At 38.9% G+C, this 21,171-nt stretch carries 21 protein-coding genes; 13 read left to right on the top strand and 8 right to left on the bottom strand.

The features are described 5' to 3' along the window. Positions 1–338: 338 nt before the first annotated feature. Together MKX65_RS03075 and MKX65_RS03070 are read right to left on the bottom strand one after the other, a co-directional pair. Positions 339–1,616 carry an IS110 family transposase gene (locus MKX65_RS03075; protein WP_160549947.1) on the bottom strand — a complete coding sequence of 426 codons (1,278 nt, stop codon included), beginning with the start codon at positions 1,614–1,616 and terminating at the stop codon, positions 339–341. 123 nt (positions 1,617–1,739) lie between these two features. Continuing rightward, positions 1,740–2,012, bottom strand: a complete 273-nt coding sequence (locus MKX65_RS03070) for a hypothetical protein (protein WP_160549939.1) — start codon at positions 2,010–2,012, stop codon at positions 1,740–1,742. 734 nt (positions 2,013–2,746) lie between these two features. Here MKX65_RS03070 and MKX65_RS03065 point away from each other — a divergent pair. The 10 genes from MKX65_RS03065 (at position 2,747) to MKX65_RS03020 (ending at position 8,759) form a co-directional block, all read left to right on the top strand. Further along, positions 2,747–2,953: a DUF1657 domain-containing protein gene (locus MKX65_RS03065; protein ID WP_160549936.1), complete on the top strand. Its 207-nt coding sequence runs from the start codon at positions 2,747–2,749 to the stop codon at positions 2,951–2,953. Positions 2,954–3,030: 77 nt separating this feature from the next. After that, on the top strand, positions 3,031–3,486 hold the full coding sequence (locus tag MKX65_RS03060) for a YhcN/YlaJ family sporulation lipoprotein (protein WP_160549937.1): 456 nt from the start codon (positions 3,031–3,033) through the stop codon (positions 3,484–3,486). A 17-nt stretch (positions 3,487–3,503) separates the two neighbouring features. Further along, positions 3,504–3,983 (top strand): stage V sporulation protein AC, encoded by a 480-nt coding sequence (gene spoVAC / locus MKX65_RS03055; protein ID WP_017695333.1) that lies wholly within the window; start codon positions 3,504–3,506, stop codon positions 3,981–3,983. Beyond that, complete coding sequence (gene spoVAD, locus MKX65_RS03050; RefSeq protein ID WP_340902256.1) at positions 3,983–5,002, top strand: stage V sporulation protein AD; 1,020 nt, start codon at positions 3,983–3,985, stop codon at positions 5,000–5,002. Before spoVAC ends, spoVAD begins: the two co-directional genes overlap by 1 nt. Next, a complete protein-coding gene (spoVAE, locus tag MKX65_RS03045; RefSeq protein WP_340902254.1) occupies positions 4,999–5,349 on the top strand; it encodes a stage V sporulation protein AE in 351 nt (116 codons plus the stop codon). The genes spoVAD and spoVAE overlap by 4 nt, the downstream gene beginning before the upstream one ends. A gap of 11 nt (positions 5,350–5,360) precedes the next feature. Continuing rightward, the gene (locus MKX65_RS03040; RefSeq protein WP_340902253.1) at positions 5,361–5,567 is read left to right on the top strand and encodes a DUF1657 domain-containing protein; all 207 of its coding nucleotides are present in this window, start codon (positions 5,361–5,363) and stop codon (positions 5,565–5,567) included. A 29-nt stretch (positions 5,568–5,596) separates the two neighbouring features. Further along, positions 5,597–6,457 (top strand): DUF421 domain-containing protein, encoded by an 861-nt coding sequence (locus MKX65_RS03035; protein ID WP_340902251.1) that lies wholly within the window; start codon positions 5,597–5,599, stop codon positions 6,455–6,457. Between the two features lie 614 nt (positions 6,458–7,071). Next, positions 7,072–7,659, top strand: coding sequence for a YitT family protein (locus tag MKX65_RS03030; protein ID WP_116354726.1), 588 nt, complete (start codon positions 7,072–7,074; stop codon positions 7,657–7,659). Between the two features lie 294 nt (positions 7,660–7,953). Further along, entirely contained in the window at positions 7,954–8,391 is a 438-nt protein-coding gene (locus MKX65_RS03025) for a hypothetical protein (protein WP_160549868.1), read from the top strand. A gap of 107 nt (positions 8,392–8,498) precedes the next feature. Next, positions 8,499–8,759, top strand: a complete 261-nt coding sequence (locus MKX65_RS03020; RefSeq protein WP_340906144.1) for a YetF domain-containing protein — start codon at positions 8,499–8,501, stop codon at positions 8,757–8,759. Positions 8,760–9,124: 365 nt separating this feature from the next. Here the strand turns inward: MKX65_RS03020 and MKX65_RS03015 are convergent, their stop codons facing one another. The 3 genes from MKX65_RS03015 to MKX65_RS03005 all read right to left on the bottom strand — a co-directional run bounded on the left by MKX65_RS03015 (position 9,125) and on the right by MKX65_RS03005 (position 13,079). Beyond that, positions 9,125–10,093, bottom strand: coding sequence for a helix-turn-helix domain-containing protein (locus tag MKX65_RS03015; RefSeq protein ID WP_160549869.1), 969 nt, complete (start codon positions 10,091–10,093; stop codon positions 9,125–9,127). 543 nt (positions 10,094–10,636) lie between these two features. Then, the gene (locus tag MKX65_RS03010; protein ID WP_340902246.1) at positions 10,637–11,884 is read right to left on the bottom strand and encodes an IS4 family transposase; all 1,248 of its coding nucleotides are present in this window, start codon (positions 11,882–11,884) and stop codon (positions 10,637–10,639) included. A gap of 361 nt (positions 11,885–12,245) precedes the next feature. Next, positions 12,246–13,079 (bottom strand): hypothetical protein, encoded by an 834-nt coding sequence (locus tag MKX65_RS03005; RefSeq protein ID WP_160549685.1) that lies wholly within the window; start codon positions 13,077–13,079, stop codon positions 12,246–12,248. Positions 13,080–13,248: 169 nt separating this feature from the next. On the opposite strand from MKX65_RS03005, the gene MKX65_RS03000 reads away from it, so the two are divergent. Then, positions 13,249–13,650 carry a DUF6944 family repetitive protein gene (locus MKX65_RS03000; protein ID WP_160549684.1) on the top strand — a complete coding sequence of 134 codons (402 nt, stop codon included), beginning with the start codon at positions 13,249–13,251 and terminating at the stop codon, positions 13,648–13,650. A gap of 54 nt (positions 13,651–13,704) precedes the next feature. On the opposite strand, the gene MKX65_RS02995 is transcribed toward MKX65_RS03000, so the two are convergent. After that, on the bottom strand, positions 13,705–14,964 hold the full coding sequence (locus MKX65_RS02995; RefSeq protein ID WP_340902243.1) for an MFS transporter: 1,260 nt from the start codon (positions 14,962–14,964) through the stop codon (positions 13,705–13,707). 182 nt (positions 14,965–15,146) lie between these two features. Here MKX65_RS02995 and MKX65_RS02990 point away from each other — a divergent pair, with 182 nt between their 5' ends. Continuing rightward, positions 15,147–16,349 (top strand): CynX/NimT family MFS transporter, encoded by a 1,203-nt coding sequence (locus tag MKX65_RS02990; protein WP_340902242.1) that lies wholly within the window; start codon positions 15,147–15,149, stop codon positions 16,347–16,349. A gap of 246 nt (positions 16,350–16,595) precedes the next feature. Here the strand turns inward: MKX65_RS02990 and MKX65_RS02985 are convergent, their stop codons facing one another. Further along, the gene (locus MKX65_RS02985; protein ID WP_340902240.1) at positions 16,596–17,816 is read right to left on the bottom strand and encodes a YecA family protein; all 1,221 of its coding nucleotides are present in this window, start codon (positions 17,814–17,816) and stop codon (positions 16,596–16,598) included. Positions 17,817–18,209: 393 nt separating this feature from the next. Here MKX65_RS02985 and katG point away from each other — a divergent pair, with 393 nt between their 5' ends. Next, positions 18,210–20,429: a catalase/peroxidase HPI gene (katG, locus tag MKX65_RS02980; RefSeq protein WP_160549681.1), complete on the top strand. Its 2,220-nt coding sequence runs from the start codon at positions 18,210–18,212 to the stop codon at positions 20,427–20,429. 79 nt (positions 20,430–20,508) lie between these two features. Here katG and modB read toward each other — a convergent pair whose 3' ends face one another. Beyond that, entirely contained in the window at positions 20,509–21,168 is a 660-nt protein-coding gene (modB, locus tag MKX65_RS02975; protein WP_340902237.1) for a molybdate ABC transporter permease subunit, read from the bottom strand. Positions 21,169–21,171 lie beyond the last annotated feature (3 nt).

The raw sequence follows: 21,171 nt of genomic DNA, 5'->3' as shown, positions 1-21,171 counted from the left end.
CTGGGGTGTCAAAAAAATATTTTTCGACACGTTCCCTAACAATATTTTTATATTATGTGAATCTATTCCAATACATGGGTACGCTACGCGGTCACTACTGGGTAATAGTGGTAAGTAGTGTTAGGGAATTATTTGATGCACAATGGATCTCTGCGTAACTTATGATGACGTACCCTCCCATGTCTCTGGGCATCAATGTGCCTACATTCCTTCGTTCGGTCTAGTCATAAGGCAGAGGCTAGCGAAGCTCCTTTAGGGACTCAAGGTCGAATGGAAAAAATATTGCCAGCTTCTCCGTGTCATCCTATTGTCTAGGTCTTTTAAGGGGATGTAGAACTTTACATAGCCTCTGCGAGACTAGGAATATCCTTCATCATTCGCTGTGCGTCAAACGCTTTGTGCTTTGTACAGATTCCATGTAACACTTTTAATAGTTTTCCGCATAGTACCACGATGGATTGCTTCTTGCGTAACGGATTTTCCTTACGGTTTGTGTAATACTCATGTAGTTTTCTAAAAGCTTCATTATGGCGAATCATCGGCATCATCACCCGGAAAAGGAGGGCGCGTAGCCTTCTTCTGCCTCTTTTGGAAATGCGCTTCTGTCCTTTGTGTTGCCCAGAGGAATTTTCACGTAATGTTAGTCCCGCAAGTTTCATGATTTGGCGTGAATCTACATAGTGTGAAAAACTACCGATTTCAGCTAATAAATCGACAATTGTAACATCTCCAAGTGCTTGAACTGATGAGAGCCATTCGTACTCTACGGATGTTTGTACAAGTTCAACCAAGTGCTGTGTAATGCTTTCAATATCTTGTTCCAACTGGTGATAACGGCGAACGAGTGTGGCGATTTCAATACGGGCCATCTCACGTCCCTCTGTTACTCCTATGGAGTTAGCAGCGACTTCAATGAGACGCATTGCTTTCGGTCTCTGGGGGGATTTGAGTCCCTCAACCTGACGATAAAGAGTTAAAACTTCATCGGGTTGTTTCTGATGAAGATCACTTGGAAATGGGGTACATTCAAGTACAGCCATAGCCATTTTTCCGAATGATGGAAACACCTGGGTAAACTCAGGAAAATAGCGATCTAACCAGCGAATCATCATATTTTTGACAGCTCCAAGTTCCTCTGTCAATTTACTCCTAAACGTTGCTCCCACACGGAGTTCAGCTTCCTTGTCTTTCAAGATACGTGGATAACTGAAGCGCCCATCTTTTATGAGTCGAGCGATTACCAGCGCATCTTTGCGGTCATGTTTGGTTGGCAGATTGTCATCTAACTCTTTTGACCGTTTGACATGCATAGGATTGGCCATAACTAGGGGGATGCCCCGTTCCTCTAGAAAATAGGCTAAATTGAGCCAATAATGGCCAGTAGGTTCAATCCCTACGATGACTTCCGTTTTCTCGTGTTCTTTCATTTCAGTTAGAATACATTGATAGAAAAGTTCAAACCCATCTCGAGACTGAGAAACAGAGAATGACTTTCGGAGCACCCGTCCGCGATCATCCACAAAGCAAGCGTAATGAATCCTCTTGGCAATGTCGATTCCGACTACAAGTGTTTTTTCGGTGACTTGATTTATTTTATGATTTTGTTTAAAATCCATATGGAGTCCTCCTTGGTTAACTAAGTTAGGGGTCATCTCGGCATACGATTTGACACCCCGTATCATACCAAGAGGGCTCTTTTTTGTTCAAGTCCCCGATAATCCTTCTAACAGGAATGCTCCTTATTGATTCATATTTTGTGAAGGTTGAGTTACATACTGTTGCATCTGTTGAAGCAGCCGTTGATAGTGTCGATCATGCATTTGTCCAGCTTGTTCAAGTGCTGCTCTTACTTCGGGATTTTGACATTGTTGAGCGAAAAAATGCATTTTCTTCATCGCAAGTAAATTCCAGCTTAACATATCGTTTACATAGAGATGATCCTTTGTTGACATTATTTCAGGCGGTTGTGTCATTAAAGCTTGTGCTTGTTGATTATTCATACCCGTCTGCATTTGTTGCATGATGTTTCCTCCTGTTAACAATGTTGTAATCACTTTAGGTAGATTGCCACACAGCGGTCAAAAATATGCAGGTATTTTAGACTAGTTTTAAAGACCCCCCACCTCTAGATAGCATTAAATACTCCCCACCTATACGTAGGTGGGGAGTATTTGTGGCTAAACTAAATATTAATTTATCCTATTCCAGACCCTGTTTAAATCTAAGGGGACATAGACTTTATCACCATGAATTTCCTTATGTATGATAGGATTGGTAAAACTTTCATCTAAATAATTTTCAATTATTTTCTTATGTCTAGCTCGTGGTTTTGTTCCTAAAATATTTTCAGTATAGTCCTTGTACATTACTAATGTATACCTCGCTTTTTTCACCATTTTCTTGTTTATTGAAAAAATATTAATGAGACAAACAAATTGTAAAATACTCCATTGACAAGTCCTTCACTGTGTTTGAAAAGGAATTCCCTGCAATGTAACAATTTCCAAGACACCTAGTAACTACGAATAAATTTTCTGTATTTTAATCCGTTTATTAATAACTTAATTGTCCATTTTCACTATCCTCCTCTCATCGCTTTTTCTTACATGTGTATCTTTTCCAAAAGCAGTGGAAAATTACATATCTAAATTTTTAAATATTTAAAGTCTGATAAAATTCAATGAATAAAAATCTTTTAATACTGCAATCTAATAAAGGTCAAAATAAAATATAGGAGGTGTTATTCATGACAGTCATCAATGACGTTAAAACAGCTTTAGCAGGATTAAAAAGCGCTCAAGCTAGCTTTGAAACATTTGCTCTCAGTACGGATAATCAACAAGCTAAGCAACTTTATCAAGATGCTGCTACACAAACCCAATCTGTTATTGATAATGTTGAACCACGTGTTCAACAAATCGAACAAGAAGAACCTCAATACAAACAACAATAATGAGTATGGCGAAAAGGTTGGTTGAGAGGCCAACCTTTTTTAGCATCCCAATACTGGTAAAACATGGAGGTGATTTCATGAAAGTGAAAATATTATTTTTCATTTTAATCCTTATCGGAATGGGTTCAGGGTGTAACGGAAACCAAAATCAGTTAGATAATTATAATGATTTGAGTATTTCACAAGTACATACAAGTAAACCAATTGATCAATCTGTTGCCAATCATGCTAAAGAAAAGATTATCACTAAGGAAGAAATTTCGGATGTAAAGGCTGTGAATACAAATAATGAGCTTTTAGTAGCGATAAAAGTCAGAAATTTCAACCGTTTCCGATTAAAAAATATCGAGAAGTCAGTTAAATCTGACTTAAAAAAAATGTATCCAGATCACAATGTATTTGTTTCGAGTGATAAAAAAATGTTCTGGGAACTTGAAAACATAGAACAGAGACTGAAAAAAAACGATACGAATGAGAAAAACTTAAAAAAGGATTTAAATAAACTGAAAAGTCTAATGAAGGAACAAACATAAAGAGAAAGGATCGAGTTATGTCTAATAATCAAAAGAAACAACTTACTCCTGTGCAACAGGAATACCAAAAATTGCAAAAACAACGAGAGATTAAAAGACCGGTTGTTAAAAATTGTATAAAGGCCTTTATAACTGGTGGTCTTATCTGTCTGATCGGTCAGTGTATTTCTGACTTCTACATTTATTTTTTTGATTTTACTGAGCAAACGGCCGGAAATCCGACAGTGGGTACGTTAATTTTTATTACGATGCTTCTTACTGGTTTTGGTGTATATGATCGAATGGCCCAATTTGGAGGGGCTGGAACAGCTGTACCCGTAACTGGTTTTGGCAATGCGGTCATATCACCTGCCATTGAGCATCGTTCCGAAGGATTTGTACTGGGCGTAGGCGGCAACATGTTTAAATTAGCAGGGGCGGTTATTTTATTTGGTGTTTTTTCTGCTTTTGTCATTGCCCTCATCAAAACCATTTTAATCCAGTGGGGTGGTTTATAATGCTGGCAGGTCATCGTACATGGATTTTTGAACAAAAACCAGTGATACTTTCAACTGGAACAGTTGGAGGACCATTTGAAGCAAACGGAGCGATCGCAGAAGATTTCGATCTCCTTCATGCTGATTTATGGCTTGGACAGGATTCCTATGAAAAGGCACATAAAGTCCTTTTTGAAGAAGCCTGTCAAAAAGCCATGGAAAAAGGGGGCATCCAAAAAGATCAAGTTCAATTTATCCTAGCTGGGGATCTGATCAACCAGATAACTCCGACAAGTTTTGCTAGTCGAACAATTGGAGCTCCGTATTTTGGTTTATTCGGTGCCTGCTCTACGTCTATGGAAGGACTGGCTCTAGGTGCTTATATTGTGAATACGAAAGGAGCGAAATATTTATTAACAGGAGCATCTAGTCATGATACAGCTGTTGAAAAACAATTTCGTTATCCAACTGAGTACGGCGGTCAAAAACCACCTACTGCACAATGGACTGTTACTGGTGCAGGTGCCGCCCTTTTATGTGATTCTGGGGAAGGACCTCGTGTCACTTCTGCCACAATTGGACGTGTGATTGATATGGGCTTAACAGATCCATTTAATATGGGAGGAGCAATGGCGCCAGCTGCGGTTGATACCATTGAAGCCCATTTAAAGGAACGAAATATTGAGCCATCTTATTACGATTTAATTGTAACCGGGGACCTGGGCCAGATTGGACAGGAAGTTTCCATGGATCTATTTAAAAAGCACGGAATCCCTATTAGTGAAGAACAATACCAAGATTGTGGCCTTATGATTTATCGGGAAGGACAACCCGTTCTTGCAGGAGCAAGCGGTGCAGGCTGTTCAGCAACGGTAGTTTATGGGCATTTATTAAACCGCATGAAAAATGGTGAATTTAAACGCATGTTAGTTGTGGCTACAGGTGCTTTGCTTTCACCATTGTCCTTTCAGCAAAATGAAACAATTCCTTGTATCGCCCATGCAGTGTCAATTGAATACGGAGGTGAACAATTAACATGATCTATTTTTGGGCTTTTGTCGTAGGCGGTTTAATTTGTATCATTGGGCAAATTATGTTTGATGTATTTAAATTGACACCAGGTCATACCTTAAGTGCTCTTGTAGTGATTGGGGCGCTTTTAGATGGATTTGGACTATACGAGCCTTTAATTGATTTTGCTGGGGCAGGGGCTACCGTTCCGATTACAAGTTTTGGGAATTCGCTTGTTCATGGTGCGATGCAGGAAGCTGAAAAACATGGGTTAGTTGGTGTAGTGACAGGAATGTTTGAAGTAACTAGTTCTGGTATTTCAGCTGCCATTGTTTTCGGCATGATAGGAGCTTTAATTTTTAAGCCAAAAGGATAAGGAGAATTAGGATGACAGTAGGATCAGATGTTAAACAGTGTTTTGCCAGTCTAAAAGGGGTAGAAGTAAGTCTCTCAAGTTTAGCATTACGGACTCTTGATGATGAATCGAAGCGAACTTTGCATGAGGCTATGATGGTCGTACACGAAGTAACAAAAGATTTTAAAAAAAGAGTAGGAGAACTAGAAGGAGAGGAACTTCAGTACAAAGGTTTCTAGAAAAACTATATTTACAGGAGGTGTAAGCAGTGCCTGAATGGTTAGATATAGCTGTACGCTCAGCATTTTTTGTTACTGTTTTATTTTTCATTACAAAATGGTTAGGGAAAAAGCAAATTTCCGAACTAACTTTCTTTGAATATGTCACCGGTATTTCTATTGGGAATATTGGTGCAGAAGTGGCTATTGGACTTGAACGGAACATTTTTCACGGAATTATTGGAATTGTCATTTTTGCGGCTATTCCCTTTTTCGGTGGTTTAATTTCATTAAAAAGTAAACGTTTTCGCAATTTTGTAGACGGAAAAGCAACTGTATTTATCAAAGATGGGAAGATTATGGAAGATAATTTAAAAAAGGAAAGATTTACGACAGATGAACTGTTAGATCTCCTTCGCAGGAAGGATGTCTTTCAAGTCTCTGATGTAGAATTTGCTGTTTTAGAGGCAACAGGTGATTTATCTGTGATGCTAAAGAAAGAAAATCAACCTTTAACAGCAAAGGATTTAAACTTATCCGTTCCTTCTATCAAAGAGCCTCAAACTGTCATTATGGATGGGGTCATAATGGATGAACCACTAGCTACAATTGGACGAAGTCGTGCATGGTTACATACAGAGTTAGATAAACTAGGGGTTACGGTTGAAAATGTATTTCTTGGACAAATTAATTCTTTTGGAGAGTTAACGGTTGACCTTTTTGATGATAAGTTGCAAGTTGCATCCCCTCAAGAAAGACCTTTAATTCTTTCAACTCTAAAAAAATGTCAAGCTGACTTAGAGTTGTTTGCTCTTGGAACCGAATCAAAAGAAGCTAAGCAAATGTATAGTAAAAATAGTGAAAAACTACAAGAAGCTATTGATAAAGTGATGCCTATTTTAAAAGGATAATGGTTTATTTCGCTATCTTGGATGATCTTAAGACACATAACAAAAAAGTAGTACCATTTTTTTATATAATATCATTAAGTCGAATCTTGAAAATAAAATCTTTGGAAAAATATTTTTTTAAAATTGATTCGGGTATATGTATATATAGAAAGTTTTTCTTCAGCCGTTAAATTTAAAAACGCTAGGAAATTTTTTCAACTAAATATTCTGCTACAAATGATGTAAATACTCTAGAAGGAAGTCGTGATACCTATTCGTTAGTAGGGAAAGAGCAGAAGTATCAAAATCGTATTTATGTTATCGCCTAGTGTAAAATAAAGGGAGTAAACTGGGAATGCACCTATATCATATATTATAATTGAATAAATTTAATGTCTATCTGCAAAAACTGCCTCACCTCGGGTAGTTTTTTTGTATCATTAATAGACATTTTCCTTTAAACAGGGTTACTTGACCTACAAGGGCTAGGGTTATTAGTTATCGTTTTTTTGCGCTTATGTTGCGTCTACTTGCACTTCAGAAGTTATATTCAGTGAAGTAAAAGTTGTCTATAATGCTAACGTTTTTGGCATATACATAGAACACGTCCATTTAGACAGGAGAGTTCTTAATAAATGCCATATTTTATGAAAGCAGTTGCTATTCTTGTAGGCAGCATGTCAATAGCGTTGGGAATAAATACTTTTTTAATACCAAACAAAGTTTTAGATGGCGGAATTATTGGCCTAGGTTTAATTATTAGTTATTTATTAAATACAAACGCCGGGTTCACGATAATGGTATTGAGCATCCCCATTTTTGCTCTAGCTTGGTTTAAGTATCGTTCATATTTTTTTAATAGTTTGCACGGTATGCTTTTATCATCATTTTTTATTGACCTTTTTCATAACGTTAATCAAGTTCCTATAAAATTTTCACCAATTCTTAGTTCATTTACAGGTGGTGTATTCATTGGTTTTGGCATTGGTCTTATGCTTCGCTTCGAGACAAGCACAGGTGGAACAGATTTATTAGCCCAGTACTTTTCTGAATTCATTAAAATTAATGTTGGGATCATCATTCTCATTATGGATGTTTTTGTTATTTGTCTTGGGGGTTTATTCGTTTCAACAGAAACTTTCTTTCTTTCGGCTATAACTATTTCATCTGGTGGAATAACTACAAGCCTTTGCACTTGGAATTTTAAAAGCAATGATTATTGACCAAGTAATTCCAATTAATAACAATTAGGCAACTGTCTAGTCATTGGACAATCGCGGAGCATATGATGAAATTGTTATTATCAAATAGGTAAAAATCACTAACAAGGATGTTTTAATAAAAGGTTTGTGTCATTTTGAATAATTTACTTTTGATAAGTCTATTATCAATTACCGGAGGCCACTTAACTTTTCATAACCAGAAGTATTAACGAAATTTACCTATTTGTACTTTTAAACATGTCGATTGTTTTTTGAATATTATGGATGAAAATTATGGTCGGGAGATGAAGAGGAGTGGAAGAAGTAGAAGAAATACAATATCGTGAAGAGTTGCTGAAATGGTGTGATAACATTTATTTGCATTGGGAAAGAATGAAACCAAGGTTTTCAAAATTATTTGATTTGAAGACCTTAGAGGAATGGGAAGAGTCATGTCGTGGGTTGAAAGAAAAATTACAGATAGATACAGAAGCTGATCTTGATGAATATCACACAGCAAAAAACTTATATGAACAGTGGGAAATGTTGTATGGAGAATCAATAAGTGGTAAAGAAGACGTTAATTCCGATGTGAGGGAAGGTGTGGAGTTGTCCACTCAATCTGATCGCGAAATCGAATTGTCGGATCGGGAAAGTGATAAAGAGGACGAACTTATACGGGTGACAATTAATTTGGAAATACCGAGACAGGATTTAAGGAAAATTTTATTAGACTATAAAATGGAAGTCTAGCCATCCCAAATAGAGAGGGGTCAATGGCCTATTTGTAATTCGTATAGAGAAAACGCCAAACCCTATGTTCAAGGTGTTGGCGTTTGTTCATTTTTTACTCTTTATAAATAGTTATTTACACAACACTATTATTAAATTCCAAGTATCAAAAACCAGACAAGCAAGATCTCAATCTTCCAGAAAGTCCAGTAGACGTCCCAACATCGTTAAAAATAGATGGGGAAATTTTATGGGATAATTTACATGAACTCGGATTTGATCAACAGTGGTTAGATAACCAATTAACTACTAATGGATATAATAATGTAAAGCGTATACTCTATGCAGATTGGCGAGAGAGTGAAGGCATACATGTAAGTCCTAAATAAAATTTGTTAGGATAAGAGCACATCAATTTTCTTGATGAATATAAACTTTAGTCTTCAACAATCAGGCGCTTTAATGAAGTAACTAAAGCCTAATTTTTCACTTATAACACCGAGAAATTAGACTTTTTATATTTTGATATCCTTAACGTTGTAAATCCGCATTTTCCTGACGCTACCCCTAAGAGTAGATCATTCAGGCATATATGATAGATGTTGAACTTAGTATTTCTTAAAAGCAGCTATGAATTATAGCTGTTTTTTATTTTCTAACCAGCTTTTCTACTCTAAAAATCCTTCTGCACTCTGTTCACCCCTTTTTCCCAAAATCAAACTAAAAACCCAATAAAAAGAAGCAGATAAAAAGTTCATCTGCCTTTCAGCTCCACTCGATAGTCCTTAGGAGTTTTTCCGTATTTGCTTTTAAAAATCCGGTAGAAGTAGCTCATATTATCGTAGCCGACTTCATCAATGATTTTTGTAATGGGCATGTCGGTTCTTTCTAGAAACTCTTTTGCTTTCGTAAGTCTTTTTTCTTGTAGAAGCTCTTTAAAAGTATACTTTGTCGCCTGCTTGATTTGCTTACTGACCGCGTAGTGAGGCTGATTCAATTGCTCGGCTAACTCATAGAGAGAAGCATTTTGGTAATGTTCATCAATATACTTCATCGTCTCGACAAGGATATAATGGTGCTCGGTGCTTAGTTCATTTTGCTTTAACTTATCTGTGTGCTTTAATAGCTCAATCATTAAAAGCCCCATATAAAGCTTTAAGGTCGCCTCTGAAAATAACGATGGTTCCATGATTTCATCGATCATCTTCTTAATTAACTCTTGAATGGCCTCCACATGGGTAACGGCAAAGTACAAGTATTGTCCATTCTGCGTGTGATTATAGAGACTGTTTATAATGAAGTTACTCATTAAATTGGTGGAGGATAAATAGGAAAAAATGAAATCAAAGAATTTTGGCTGAATAATAAAATTAATGATAATATCCTCTTTTGCACAAGCTTCAATTTCGTGTTCAATATGCTGGTTCAAGAATAAAAGTTCACCCTGCTTTAAGTGGACATTCTCCGTTCCAACCTTCTGCTTTAACTCCCCATGGAACACGTAATTAATTTCGATATAATTGTGGCGATGCTTGGGAAAATCAATAAATCGGGTATGCTTTCTCAGCATAATCATCTCGTTTGGATTCAAGAACTTTTCACTTTCAATAATAAAAGACGTTTGATTCGTATAAAGGTCCTTTTTGATTTCACTACTTTGCTCGAGAATCATCTGTTCTTCTTCAGTCATTTCCATCAAGGTTTCAAGAAGATCATTTCCCATATTACACCTCATGAACGTGATTTGTGTTGTCTTTAGTGTAATATAAAAGCTAGTACGGATAAACATTAAAGGTTCTATTTCTACAAATCATGTTGTTTGACATCGTTATTAACACCATTATTATGGGTCTGTCATTTGCTGTGCCGTTTTGAGTACCCATTTTTTTGATCTTCATAAGCTGGTCGATAAAAAGCTGTTGTTTCCCGCATCTAGGATCAAGAGGATGCGCACTTATCGGTTGAGTAATCAGATTAAGCACCCAAGCAGATAGATAGACGGAAAAATTTCGCTTATTTAGTGATTATTATAAAAAATGCTTAAACAGACGGAGAAATTCCGCCTATTGATTCAAAAAACGTGAAAATGGGGAGATTTGCTTTGCATAAACGGAAAATCTCCATTACCATTGCAAAAATATCCACAAGGATACAACGGATTTACTTTTTATGGATTTTATGTATAATTTTTACAGATGTATTTTTCGACTTTGAGCCAAAAAGTTAAGGGGGTTATATTTGAACCCAGTTATCCAAAAAATGGATGTTATTTTCTTTGTTTTTTATATTTTGCCATTGAACTAGTACTTACCCCCACCTGTTTTACAATTGCCACACCTGCATCATGAAGTTCAATTTCATTTGGCGGGTGATGGCTCTTTTGTCTTCCTTTAGATGTTCTTTGTGGTAACCGGTGTAACTCATTGAGAAAACTTTCCCATGTCCTTTCGGCATGGATGCGAAGAAGGGTGAGCACTTTCCAGGTGGTCTTCTTATTATTCTCAACTAACCTAACATATAAAGTGACACAGTACGCCGCCATAGCAAAGAAAATCTGGTTCCAGATTCCTTGAGGTTGGGTACTTTGTAGTTTAACTAGACGTAGATGTTGTTTCATCCACTTAAAAAATAGTTCAATCATCCAACGGTGCCGGTACAATTCAGTTACTTCTTCAGCTTTCAAATCCCACCGATTGGTTACTACACGGTACTCTTTCCCTTCTTCATCCGTGAATTCCACAAGACGAAGGGGCTGTTCCATGGATCTAAAACTACTCCCCATGACGACTAAGGCGTCTAGCTTAACCCTACTGCCAGCGGGAACTTCATAGGATTTTATCATGTTCGCCTTATGCCCAGCTTGGATACGCATGGCGAATGGAATCCGGTTTTCCACCCAATGGTCCATTTTTTTGTAATCCACATAGCCACGGTCCATCACATGGGTCGCATGAGGGTCTACCACGAGATTAAGCATGACTTCACGATCATCCACATTACCTGTAGAAGGAATGACCATGTCGGGATAAGCTGTGCCGGGATCGGTTATCACAATCCGAGTATGTAGCTTCACGCAATTACTATGCTTTGTAAAATACGTCCATTTTCCTAGTGTAGGTCCAAGAAGCAGAGAAGAGGAATCTACGAGATGCAGACGGCCCAAAGAAGGGATCCCTTTTCTGTTACTCGTCAATTTATTCAACTGGGTAACAGCATCAAGAAATAACTGCCGTGGCAGGACCGAAGGTAAGGCATTGACTCGACGACTTAGTTGAGATGCACTTATACTAGTGAGGCCAAACAGTTCTTCTGTACCATCCATGGCACGAATACGTTCTTCTGTTTCCTCGTAGGATTTCCAATTTCCTAGTTGCATAGCGACACAAATCCTCATTAAATTAGCGGTGGTCAGTTTTTTTACTCCGTTGTCTAAGGACGAACCCTTAAATTTTTCAAATGGTAAGAAAGAAAGGCATTTACTAAATACAGTTTGATTTGATATGATGTTATCCATGAAAGTCTCCTTTAGTCGCAGTCACGGATAACGTGGGTTCAGCTTCTACTTTAGGAGATTTTTTTGCTTTCGTCCATAAAAATAGCCCCTTATCAATTGATAGGGGGCTATTTAAATATATTTTTTTGCCTGTGGATACATATGCAATGCTAGTGGAAAATCTCCCCTTATTCACCCCCAAACGAGCCTTTACTCTGCATCTAACCTGAAAAACTCCGCCTATTTGCTGGTTACTAGATTAAGGGCCAATTTAATTCAAAGATCGAATCCTTATAAAGAAACTCGCCCATGTGAGCGAGATTACTTTTTTTAAAAAGCATTTCAAACAGAATCCTCTGGGAATGACCACGTGCTTTATTCTTTACTCGACAATCATCTCAACTTGACGACCTCTATTTTGTAAAAATCTAAAATTCAAATCATCGGTTAACCCTGCTAGTCGTAATGCGAAGCGATCATCGCAAAACGGGATGGCAAAGTCACAAAAGCACACCAAATTTTTACGACAACAGTTATGATGATGCATCTGTCTTTTGTGTTGCTCGTCCTGACAACAAGTACAGTGATCGTGGTGGCCGCGTTGTTCGTGGCAACGGCATGGTTTGTGATCATGGTGGCCATGATGCTCGTGGCAACGGCATGGTTTGTGATCGTGGTGGTCGTGATGCTTGTTGCAACCGCATGGTCTATGATCGTGGTGTCTGTGGTTCTGTTTGCAACCGCATGGTCTGCCATGGTTTGGACGCTTCTTTTTACAACGGCATGGATTCAATCTAGAATGGTAGTTACCACAATGTGGGCAGTGATGCGGATCTCCCTTTACCATTTTCCCTTTTTTACTGCGCTTCAAATTTTTATTCATCTTGTCACCCCTTTTTTCCTCTTCCACAAAACGGTGCAATTCAACACATCTACAGTTTCCTTCGTGTTTGCAGTGTGATACGGCTTCTCTTACTTCTTTGTCTGGCCATTTAACATGTGTAATTCTGTCTGTTAATACTGTGACAATCTTATGATCCTTCTGAAGAACTTCAACAAAATCTAATCCAATAGCAAATATGATTCCTTCAACAAATAATGGTGAATGCTTAACGATTTCATCATCTACATATTTAAACCTAATAGCATCTGGACCTATCTTTATCCCCTTTTCGTTACTCGAGGAATTTGCCACGATTTCCTTATTTACATACATTTTCTCCCCTCCTATAGGTTGGACTATTATAGCTTATGAAAGAGGGAGAGGGTTGGTTCAACATTACGGTGAAAGCCTATCGTTAAAAGGCTTTCAACCACTTTCGATGACAGAAATCATCACGAAGGAATATATATAAGGAAGGGAACAATAAGGAGTGAGTGCGCTTATGAAAAATGAGAAGTCACATAACAACACCCACCCCTCTAATAAAGAAGAGGAAAAGAATGTAGAAGTCTTAAAACTGAAACAACAAATTGCCGTCAATGTTTGGATACAAGCTTTTGGACTAATTTCAGAGGCTATTGCTTTAACCAAATTATCTTTTCTCGAGGAACAAGAACCCGGTTCACAAGAAATCCTTAAAGGCGTTTGGATTCAAGTGATCGGCCAGTTTGCAGAGGCCGTTGGAGTTACTTTACAATTATTATTTACAGACGATTTATCGTTACTCAGAGGGCAAAGAATGGCAACAACAGGCGACTGGCTCCAATCGATCGGTGCAGCAGTTGAAGCGGTTGGAGGGGAAATCGCCATTCAAAGTGGAACCCCTGAAGAATTAGTACCTTAATGATTCAAGCAACAAGAGAGCCTCTCCACTTGGAAAGGCTCTTTTGTTACAATTTTATTCTATTTCTCTTACTAGTCGTTTTTCCTTGATAAAAATGATTCCCATCAACCCAATGATAGAAAAAAGAACAGGCGTGATGAAACCGTAATAGTATCCATCCCCCACATTACCTACTCCAGATGGAAAATGATCCAACACCATTCCAAATATGCTTGGCAGCAGGACGGCACTCAAAAATCCCCCTGTATTCGCAATGCCAGAAACAAGGCCTGATTCGTTTATTGGAAACGTCTGACGAACAAGTGCAAAGGTCAAGGCACTTGCCCCAAATCCAAAGCCAATCATAAAGAACAGCAAGTAAAGCATGATAACAGGCGGATTCCCATGAAAAAGAAGAAAGCAAATCCACCCTAATAAAGTAAGGATATGAATGATCACATACGGCCGTTTAATGGTCCCTAATCGACTTGAAATCCAGCTAGCTAGAGGCGCTCCTATCAATGCCCCAATCAAACCTATCATGATAAACTGACTCGCTTCAGATCTTGTCATCTCATACACCGTCATCCCATACGGTACCGCCCAGGATCCGATAAACCCCACATACGCACCGACAACCCCAAAATGACAACAAAATAAAGCCCATACCTGTCGATTCGAAAAAATTCTCTGTAATAAAGTTCGTATTTTCCCTCGTGATGTCTCATTTTTTACGTATACTGTATCTGTCAAAGACAGTTGCTTTGGTTTTTTTAAAAGAACTAGATAAAGGAGAAAACCACACAGACATAAGAGCAATCCTGCTGAAAAAAAGGTGGGCCTCCAGCCAAGAACGCTAATCCAAGCAGAGAATGGGACGGTTGCCAAAAGGAAACCCAGGCTTCCTGTCATACCCGCAAGACCGATTAAACGAACAAATTCCTTTCGATTAAACCATTGTCCAAGAATCAACACCATATTGACCCAAATGGTTGCATCCCCCGTCCCTGTTAATATTCTTGCAAAAAACAGGACAAATTCATGCGTACCCAGACTATAAATCATCGTTCCTACTCCCGTAAGTAACGCACCGACAATTAGAAAAAAATTCGGACCATATCGGTCTGCCAGTATTCCCATCGGAATTTGTAAGCCCGTGTAGACAAAAAATTGTATACTTGTCAGTAACCCAATCGTTGAGGCTGTCACCTGAAAGTCCCTCATCACTTGGTCTGTGATCAAGCCCGGGGCCGTTCGCTGGCTCGCCATTAATAAATAAGTAAACAGTACAGAAGCAAATACCACCCATCTAAAACTGCTAGTTTGTTTATCCACTGTTTAAACTCCTGTTAACTTTTTATTCTTATTTATATGGGTTAACTATAACAGTCGAAACCCTTTTAAAAAGTTATTTTTATAGGGGCAAGATAAGATCATGTGCCTGGCACTTGTTTTTCCCCCTACAAAATTCATTTATGCTATACTGGAGAAAGTTTGTCTTAATGGAGGATCACTTGATGGAATTACTAAAAACCAAGGCACTTACACATTCAAATTATTTATATTTGCTGATTGCTGGTATTGTTCTTATTTCCTTTAACTTACGCCCAGCCATTACCTCTCTAGGCCCGTTGGTCGGAATGATTCAAGAAGATGTGGGATTGGCACACTGGAGTGCAGGGCTATTGATGAGCTTGCCCTTACTCGTATTTGCCGTCATGTCTCCTCTTGTTCCTAAAATAGCGGCTCGGCTGACAAATGAGCGTACCTTATTGATTGGGTTAACCTCTCTTTTGATCGGCATCACCATTCGCTCGATTGCCATTCCTGTTTTACTTTTTACTGGCACTCTCTTGGTCGGTTTGGGCATTGCGATTGGAAATGTCCTTTTGCCAGCTGTCGTTAAGGAACGTTTTCCCAAAAAGTTTGGTCTGATGACCAGTGTTTACTCTACATCCATGGGGTTGGTCGCCTCTTTAGCCTCAGGAATTAGCGTGCCTTTAGCCGTTGATTGGGATCTTGGTTGGCAAGGAGCCCAAATCGTCTGGGGGCTACCAGTGATTATTGCTCTTATCTTGTGGGGTTTCCTATTTAAATATAGAGATGAGGGGAAAAGTGGAAATCAACAAAAGCAAAGAACGTCTTCCAAGCAGATGTGGCGTTCATCGCTCGCTTGGCAAATCGCGATATTCATGGGGTTTCAGTCATTCTCCTTTTATGTCACGATTTCGTGGTTAACGGAAATCTTACATAGTCATGGGATCAATTTGGAAATGGCCGGTTGGCTCCTCTCCTTTACCCAGCTCGTAGGATTGCCGGCTAGCTTTGTGATTCCTGTTCTTGCGGGTCGATTTCAGTCACAAGTGTGGATCTCTTTTTTCCTAGGGTTGTTTGCTGTTCTAGGGTATAGCGGATTATTGTTCGGTTCAACTTATCCCGTACTCATCGTAAGTATCATCTTTATTGGGATAGCGTTAGGCGGAAGCTTTCCTTTAGCTCTTACTTATATTGGCCTTCGTACGCAAACTGGCCAACAGACGGCAGCTTTATCGGGGATGGCACAATCAACAGGATATGTTCTTGCAGCCATTGGTCCTCTATTTATTGGATATTTATATGACCTCACACATGCATGGACCGTTCCTCTAGTTTTGTTAATTGTCGTATCGGTTGTATTAACGGTATTTGGGATGTTATCTGGGCGGGATCGGTATGTGTAGTGGTTAATGGATAAGGTTACGGTCCAGACTTAGTGCCCTCATTCTACTAATTTTTGGTATCTGAGAATGCTAAATTGAGATTTAGTGCCCTCATTCTACTAATTTCTGGTATTCACAGGTACTAAATTAAAACTTAGCGCCCTCATTCTACTATTTTCTGGTATTCACGGGCACTAAATTAAAACTTGGTACCCGCAGTTTCCAAATTTAATCATGCCCACACACTCTATTACTATTCTATTCACTTTAAGATTTCCCACAACACTTCTTATATTTTTTCCCACTTCCGCATGGACACGGATCGTTACGACCGATTGCCTTCCGACTGTTAAAGTCAATCACATTGGATGCAGGTCCAGGATTAGCAAGAACGGCAGATGGAACCAGCTTTGATTTGCTTCCTTGAGAAATTTCTCTCGGTGTATGACCTTTCAAGATCCACCGTCTAGAGTGATTAAATAATTCTGTCAGATAATAAGCAAGACTCTCGACAAATTCCAAATCAGGAAATTCGAACCGTTGTTCAAAATACTTGACCGCTTGGTTCAAACTACCATCATTAAATATCATGATCATTAACTGATCTGCCAGATCCTCCATTTCCTCAGTAGTCAATTCATAATAATGCTGTAAAAAATGCATCAAGCTGGTCATTTCTCTTGTTTTTTCAACGTATCCCGGTTTACCTGCTTTGACAAGTTGTTGTTTGGTAAAAGGGTAATAGTCTATACTTGGACGTTTTTCGATTTCATTAAAAATCTCCTTCTGGTTCATCACTCTCTTATCTACTAGACCATACGCTGAATAAGCGGTTTGCTTATAATAGTCGCTAGCACTACTAAATACATGTAAAAAATCGAAGAAATCTATTTCTTGCTTCATTAAATCACTAACCCTGTCAACTAGAAGGGAAGTGTTCATGAGCCCATGGTAATAAAGTAACCCGTGGGTAAGTTGAATCCACTCCGTATTTCTGTCAATAATTTGTTGTAATTCCTGTCCCTCTAACGCATGAAATTGTTCTATAATTTCAATAGGGACCGTTAAGCCTTTTCCCCCTTCTAAATGAATGGGAAAAATTACTCCCCAAGCCATCAAAGCCTCCACTTTTTTCACAGACACATTCCTAGGCAACGGGAGCTTCCCTGAATGTTTCACTATATTTTTAAAAAGAACATACCTTTCCTTGTCGAATCTAGAAAGAGTTCTACGTAAATGGCATGGAATGGCAATCACCAGTTCCTTTATTAATTCGCCTTTGTTCAAGCCACTGATTCCTTTTAATTCAAGATTCTTACGGATTCTATCCAATTCACTTTTTGAAAGAGAGTTAAGCACACTTTCTAATTGAAAAGGTTCACTAACATGTCTCCACATCTTCTGCTCCCTTTTTTCTTGTAACTCTCTCTCGTATTTTAATCCTTGAGCGATTCCTTTTCTGATCTTATTCAATGTTTTCAAATCCAATACAGCCACCTCTTATCTATTCTTGCTAATAGTCTTATTTTAACAAAAATGTACTCTTTGGAAGACTCTGTTTGACATTCCTATGTGCTAATAAGTTATATTTTCAACTGTTCCCAGCAAATATCATTCTCATCTAAAACTCCCTATACACTGTTATTCTCAATTATTCTTTCAAATCTTCTTTAAAAAAAGACTTCTTTTGCTTGAAAAAATACATATATATTAAATAGATAATCGTGCTAATTATGATAGAAATTCAAAAAAAATTTATTCTTTAAGAGATATTTCTTTCAATTTAATGAATCTTACTTTATAATAACTATAAAGTAATAATTATATTTTCATAGATGTAATTATTCTAATACAAACATTACAAAAGGAGAGATTTATATAATGGAAGGTTTTAGCACTACAAACGGCGGCAAATGCCCGTTTAACCATGGCAGCACGACTACTCCTAAATCTAGTGGTACAACAAATAAAGACTTTTGGCCAAATCAGTTAAACTTAAATATACTTCGTCAGCATGACAAAAAATCTAATCCACTAGGAGAAGACTTTAATTATGCAGAAGAATTTCAAAAATTAGATTACGAGGCTCTAAAGCAAGATCTTCGCAACTTAATGACAGACAGCCAAGATTGGTGGCCTGCTGACTATGGTCATTATGGTCCAATGTTTATTCGTATGTCTTGGCACGCGGCTGGTACATACCGTTCGGGAGACGGCCGTGGTGGCGGTGGAACAGGCAATCAGCGTTTTGCTCCACTAAACAGCTGGGCTGACAACGTAAACATTGATAAAGCACGTAGACTATTATGGCCAATTAAACAAAAGTATGGTAACAAGATTTCTTGGGCTGACTTATTGCTTCTAACAGGAAACGTTGCACTTGAATCAATGGGCTTAAAGCCATTTGGTTTTGGTGGCGGACGCGCAGACATCTGGCATCCAGAAGAAGACATCTACTGGGGTTCTGAAACTGAAATGCTAGGTGATAACCGTTACACAGGCGATCGCGAGCTTGAAAATCCACTTGCTGCTGTTCAAATGGGACTGATCTATGTAAACCCAGAAGGTCCAAATGGCAAGCCAGATCCGATTGCAAGTGCTCGTGACATTCGTGAAACATTCGCTCGTATGGGCATGAATGATGAAGAAACTGTTGCATTGATCGCTGGTGGTCATACTTTCGGTAAGGCTCACGGAGCAGGAGACGCTGCACAAGTTGGTCCAGATCCGGAAGCGGCTCCTATTGAAGCACAAGGCTTAGGTTGGTTAAGCACTCATGGTAGTGGTAAAGGTGGAGATACCATCTCTAGTGGTCTTGAAGGTGCTTGGACGGCGAATCCAACGCAGTGGGATAATGGTTTCTTTGATTTATTGTTTGGATATGAATGGTGGTTAACGAAGAGCCCTGCTGGAGCATATCAGTGGATGGCCGTTGATCCTGCTGAAAAAGATCTTGCACCAGATGCAGCAGATTCATCGAAGAAAGTTCCGACCGTAATGTTTACATCAGATTTAGCCTTACGTTTTGACCCTATTTATGAGAAGATTTCACGTCGTTTCCATGCAAATCCTGATGAGTTTGCTGATGCATTTGCTCGCGCATGGTTCAAACTTTTACACCGTGACATGGGTCCTAAATCTAGATACCTTGGTCCAGAAGTTCCAGAAGAAGATCTTATCTGGCAAGATCCTGTACCAGCGGTTGATTATGAATTAACGGAAGAAGAAGTAGCGAAAATCAAGGTATTGATCCTTGACTCTGGACTCACCATTGGCGAGCTAGTGACAACCGCTTGGGCTTCAGCTAGTACGTTCCGTGGCTCAGACAATCGCGGTGGCGCAAATGGCGCTCGCATTCGTCTTACTCCACAAAAGGATTGGGAAGTCAACCAACCGGAACAACTACAAAGAGTTCTTTCTGTGCTTGAAGAAGTTCAAAGCAATCTAGAGAAGAAAGTTAGCCTTGCTGACTTAATCGTACTAGGTGGCTCTGCGGCAGTAGAAAAAGCTGCACAAGAAGCCGGTTTTGATGTAACCGTTCCGTTTGCTCCAGGTCGTGGTGATGCGACACAAGAACAAACGGATGCAGAAAGCTTTGACGTACTAGAGCCTGTTGCTGATGGTTTCCGCAACTACCAGAAGAAAGAGTACAGTGTTACTTCTGAAGAGCTTCTTGTAGACAAGGCACAACTTCTAGGCCTTACAGCACCAGAAATGACGGTTCTAATTGGTGGTATGCGTGTGTTAGGTACGAACCATGGTGGTACGGATCACGGTGTATTCACTGATCGTGTAGGAACACTTACGAACGACTTCTTCGTGAACTTACTCGACATGGGTGTAGAATGGAAAGCTGTAGACGGAATTGTATATGAAGGACGTGATCGTAAGACAGGTGAAGTGGCAAGAACTGCAACTAGAGTGGACCTAGTATTCGGTTCAAACTCCATTTTACGTGCGATTGCTGAAGTGTATGCGCAAGAAGATAACAAAGAAAAATTTGTTAATGACTTTATTGCTGCATGGGTGAAGGTAATGAATGCTGATCGTTTTGATCTTAAAGTAACGAAAACGAATGCTTTTGCTGAGCATAGTGCTTAATATATAAATAGAAGCACGTAAAACTCCCTGAATACAGGGGTTTTGCGTGCTTTCTTTAATTCTAGTGAAAAGAATGACTCTATCTCCGATTCATTACATTGACGAATATCAACATGAAAAAGGATATGCCTATCATACTCGACACCCATAACCAAGCCAATTCCATATTTCCTGAATCAATCGCTACATATATAGCCGTTGCAATGGTTTGGGTTTTTCCTGGGATGTTTCCAGCAAACATTAAAGTAGCACCAAACTCCCCTAATGCGCGGGCAAAACTTAATACCGCACCAGATAAAATGGATTTTATTGCAAGTGGTGTGGAAACATGGAGAAATAATTTGAATTCATTTGCCCCATCGACACGCGCTGCATTCTCAATATCCTCATCAATCGCTTCAAAGCCTGTTTTCGCAGACTGGTACATCAGAGGAAAAGCAACCACAGTAGCAGCAATAATCGCCGCCCACCAGGTAAACATGACAGGCTGGTGAAACATCCACTCGATCCATTGCCCAACCATGCTGTTTCTTCCAAATCCAACAATCAGTAAAAAACCGACAACCGTAGGAGGAAGGACTAAAGGCAAAAGAAAAACTGTCTCTACCATCGCCTTCCCTTTGAATCTCTTGCGTGCCATCACTTTTCCAAACACGATGCCTAAAATAACAACTATTACACTGGATACAGTAGCAATCTCAATGGAAAGTCTAACCGGTGACCAAAAATCTGTAGCCATATA

The sequence above is a fragment of the Robertmurraya sp. FSL R5-0851 genome (assembly GCF_038002965.1).
GTDB classification, from domain to species: Bacteria; Bacillota; Bacilli; order Bacillales; family Cytobacillaceae; genus Robertmurraya_A; species Robertmurraya_A beringensis.
Note: the sequence above shows the minus strand (reverse complement) of the source record. Positions and strands in the feature narration are given on the sequence as shown.

Bases quoted from the DNA above. Each gene is read 5' to 3' on its own strand.
- MKX65_RS03075 (WP_160549947.1), bottom strand. From the start codon at position 1,616: ATGGATTTTAAACAAAATCATAAAATAAATCAAGTCACCGAAAAAACA.
- MKX65_RS03070 (WP_160549939.1), bottom strand. From the start codon at position 2,012: ATGCAGACGGGTATGAATAATCAACAAGCACAAGCTTTAATGACACAA.
- MKX65_RS03065 (WP_160549936.1), top strand. From the start codon at position 2,747: ATGACAGTCATCAATGACGTTAAAACAGCTTTAGCAGGATTAAAAAGC.
- MKX65_RS03060 (WP_160549937.1), top strand. From the start codon at position 3,031: ATGAAAGTGAAAATATTATTTTTCATTTTAATCCTTATCGGAATGGGT.
- spoVAC (WP_017695333.1), top strand. From the start codon at position 3,504: ATGTCTAATAATCAAAAGAAACAACTTACTCCTGTGCAACAGGAATAC.
- spoVAD (WP_340902256.1), top strand. From the start codon at position 3,983: ATGCTGGCAGGTCATCGTACATGGATTTTTGAACAAAAACCAGTGATA.
- spoVAE (WP_340902254.1), top strand. From the start codon at position 4,999: ATGATCTATTTTTGGGCTTTTGTCGTAGGCGGTTTAATTTGTATCATT.
- MKX65_RS03040 (WP_340902253.1), top strand. From the start codon at position 5,361: ATGACAGTAGGATCAGATGTTAAACAGTGTTTTGCCAGTCTAAAAGGG.
- MKX65_RS03030 (WP_116354726.1), top strand. From the start codon at position 7,072: ATGCCATATTTTATGAAAGCAGTTGCTATTCTTGTAGGCAGCATGTCA.
- MKX65_RS03015 (WP_160549869.1), bottom strand. From the start codon at position 10,093: ATGGGAAATGATCTTCTTGAAACCTTGATGGAAATGACTGAAGAAGAA.
- MKX65_RS03010 (WP_340902246.1), bottom strand. From the start codon at position 11,884: ATGGATAACATCATATCAAATCAAACTGTATTTAGTAAATGCCTTTCT.
- MKX65_RS03005 (WP_160549685.1), bottom strand. From the start codon at position 13,079: ATGTATGTAAATAAGGAAATCGTGGCAAATTCCTCGAGTAACGAAAAG.
- MKX65_RS03000 (WP_160549684.1), top strand. From the start codon at position 13,249: ATGAAAAATGAGAAGTCACATAACAACACCCACCCCTCTAATAAAGAA.
- MKX65_RS02990 (WP_340902242.1), top strand. From the start codon at position 15,147: ATGGAATTACTAAAAACCAAGGCACTTACACATTCAAATTATTTATAT.
- katG (WP_160549681.1), top strand. From the start codon at position 18,210: ATGGAAGGTTTTAGCACTACAAACGGCGGCAAATGCCCGTTTAACCAT.
- modB (WP_340902237.1), bottom strand. From the start codon at position 21,168: ATGGCTACAGATTTTTGGTCACCGGTTAGACTTTCCATTGAGATTGCT.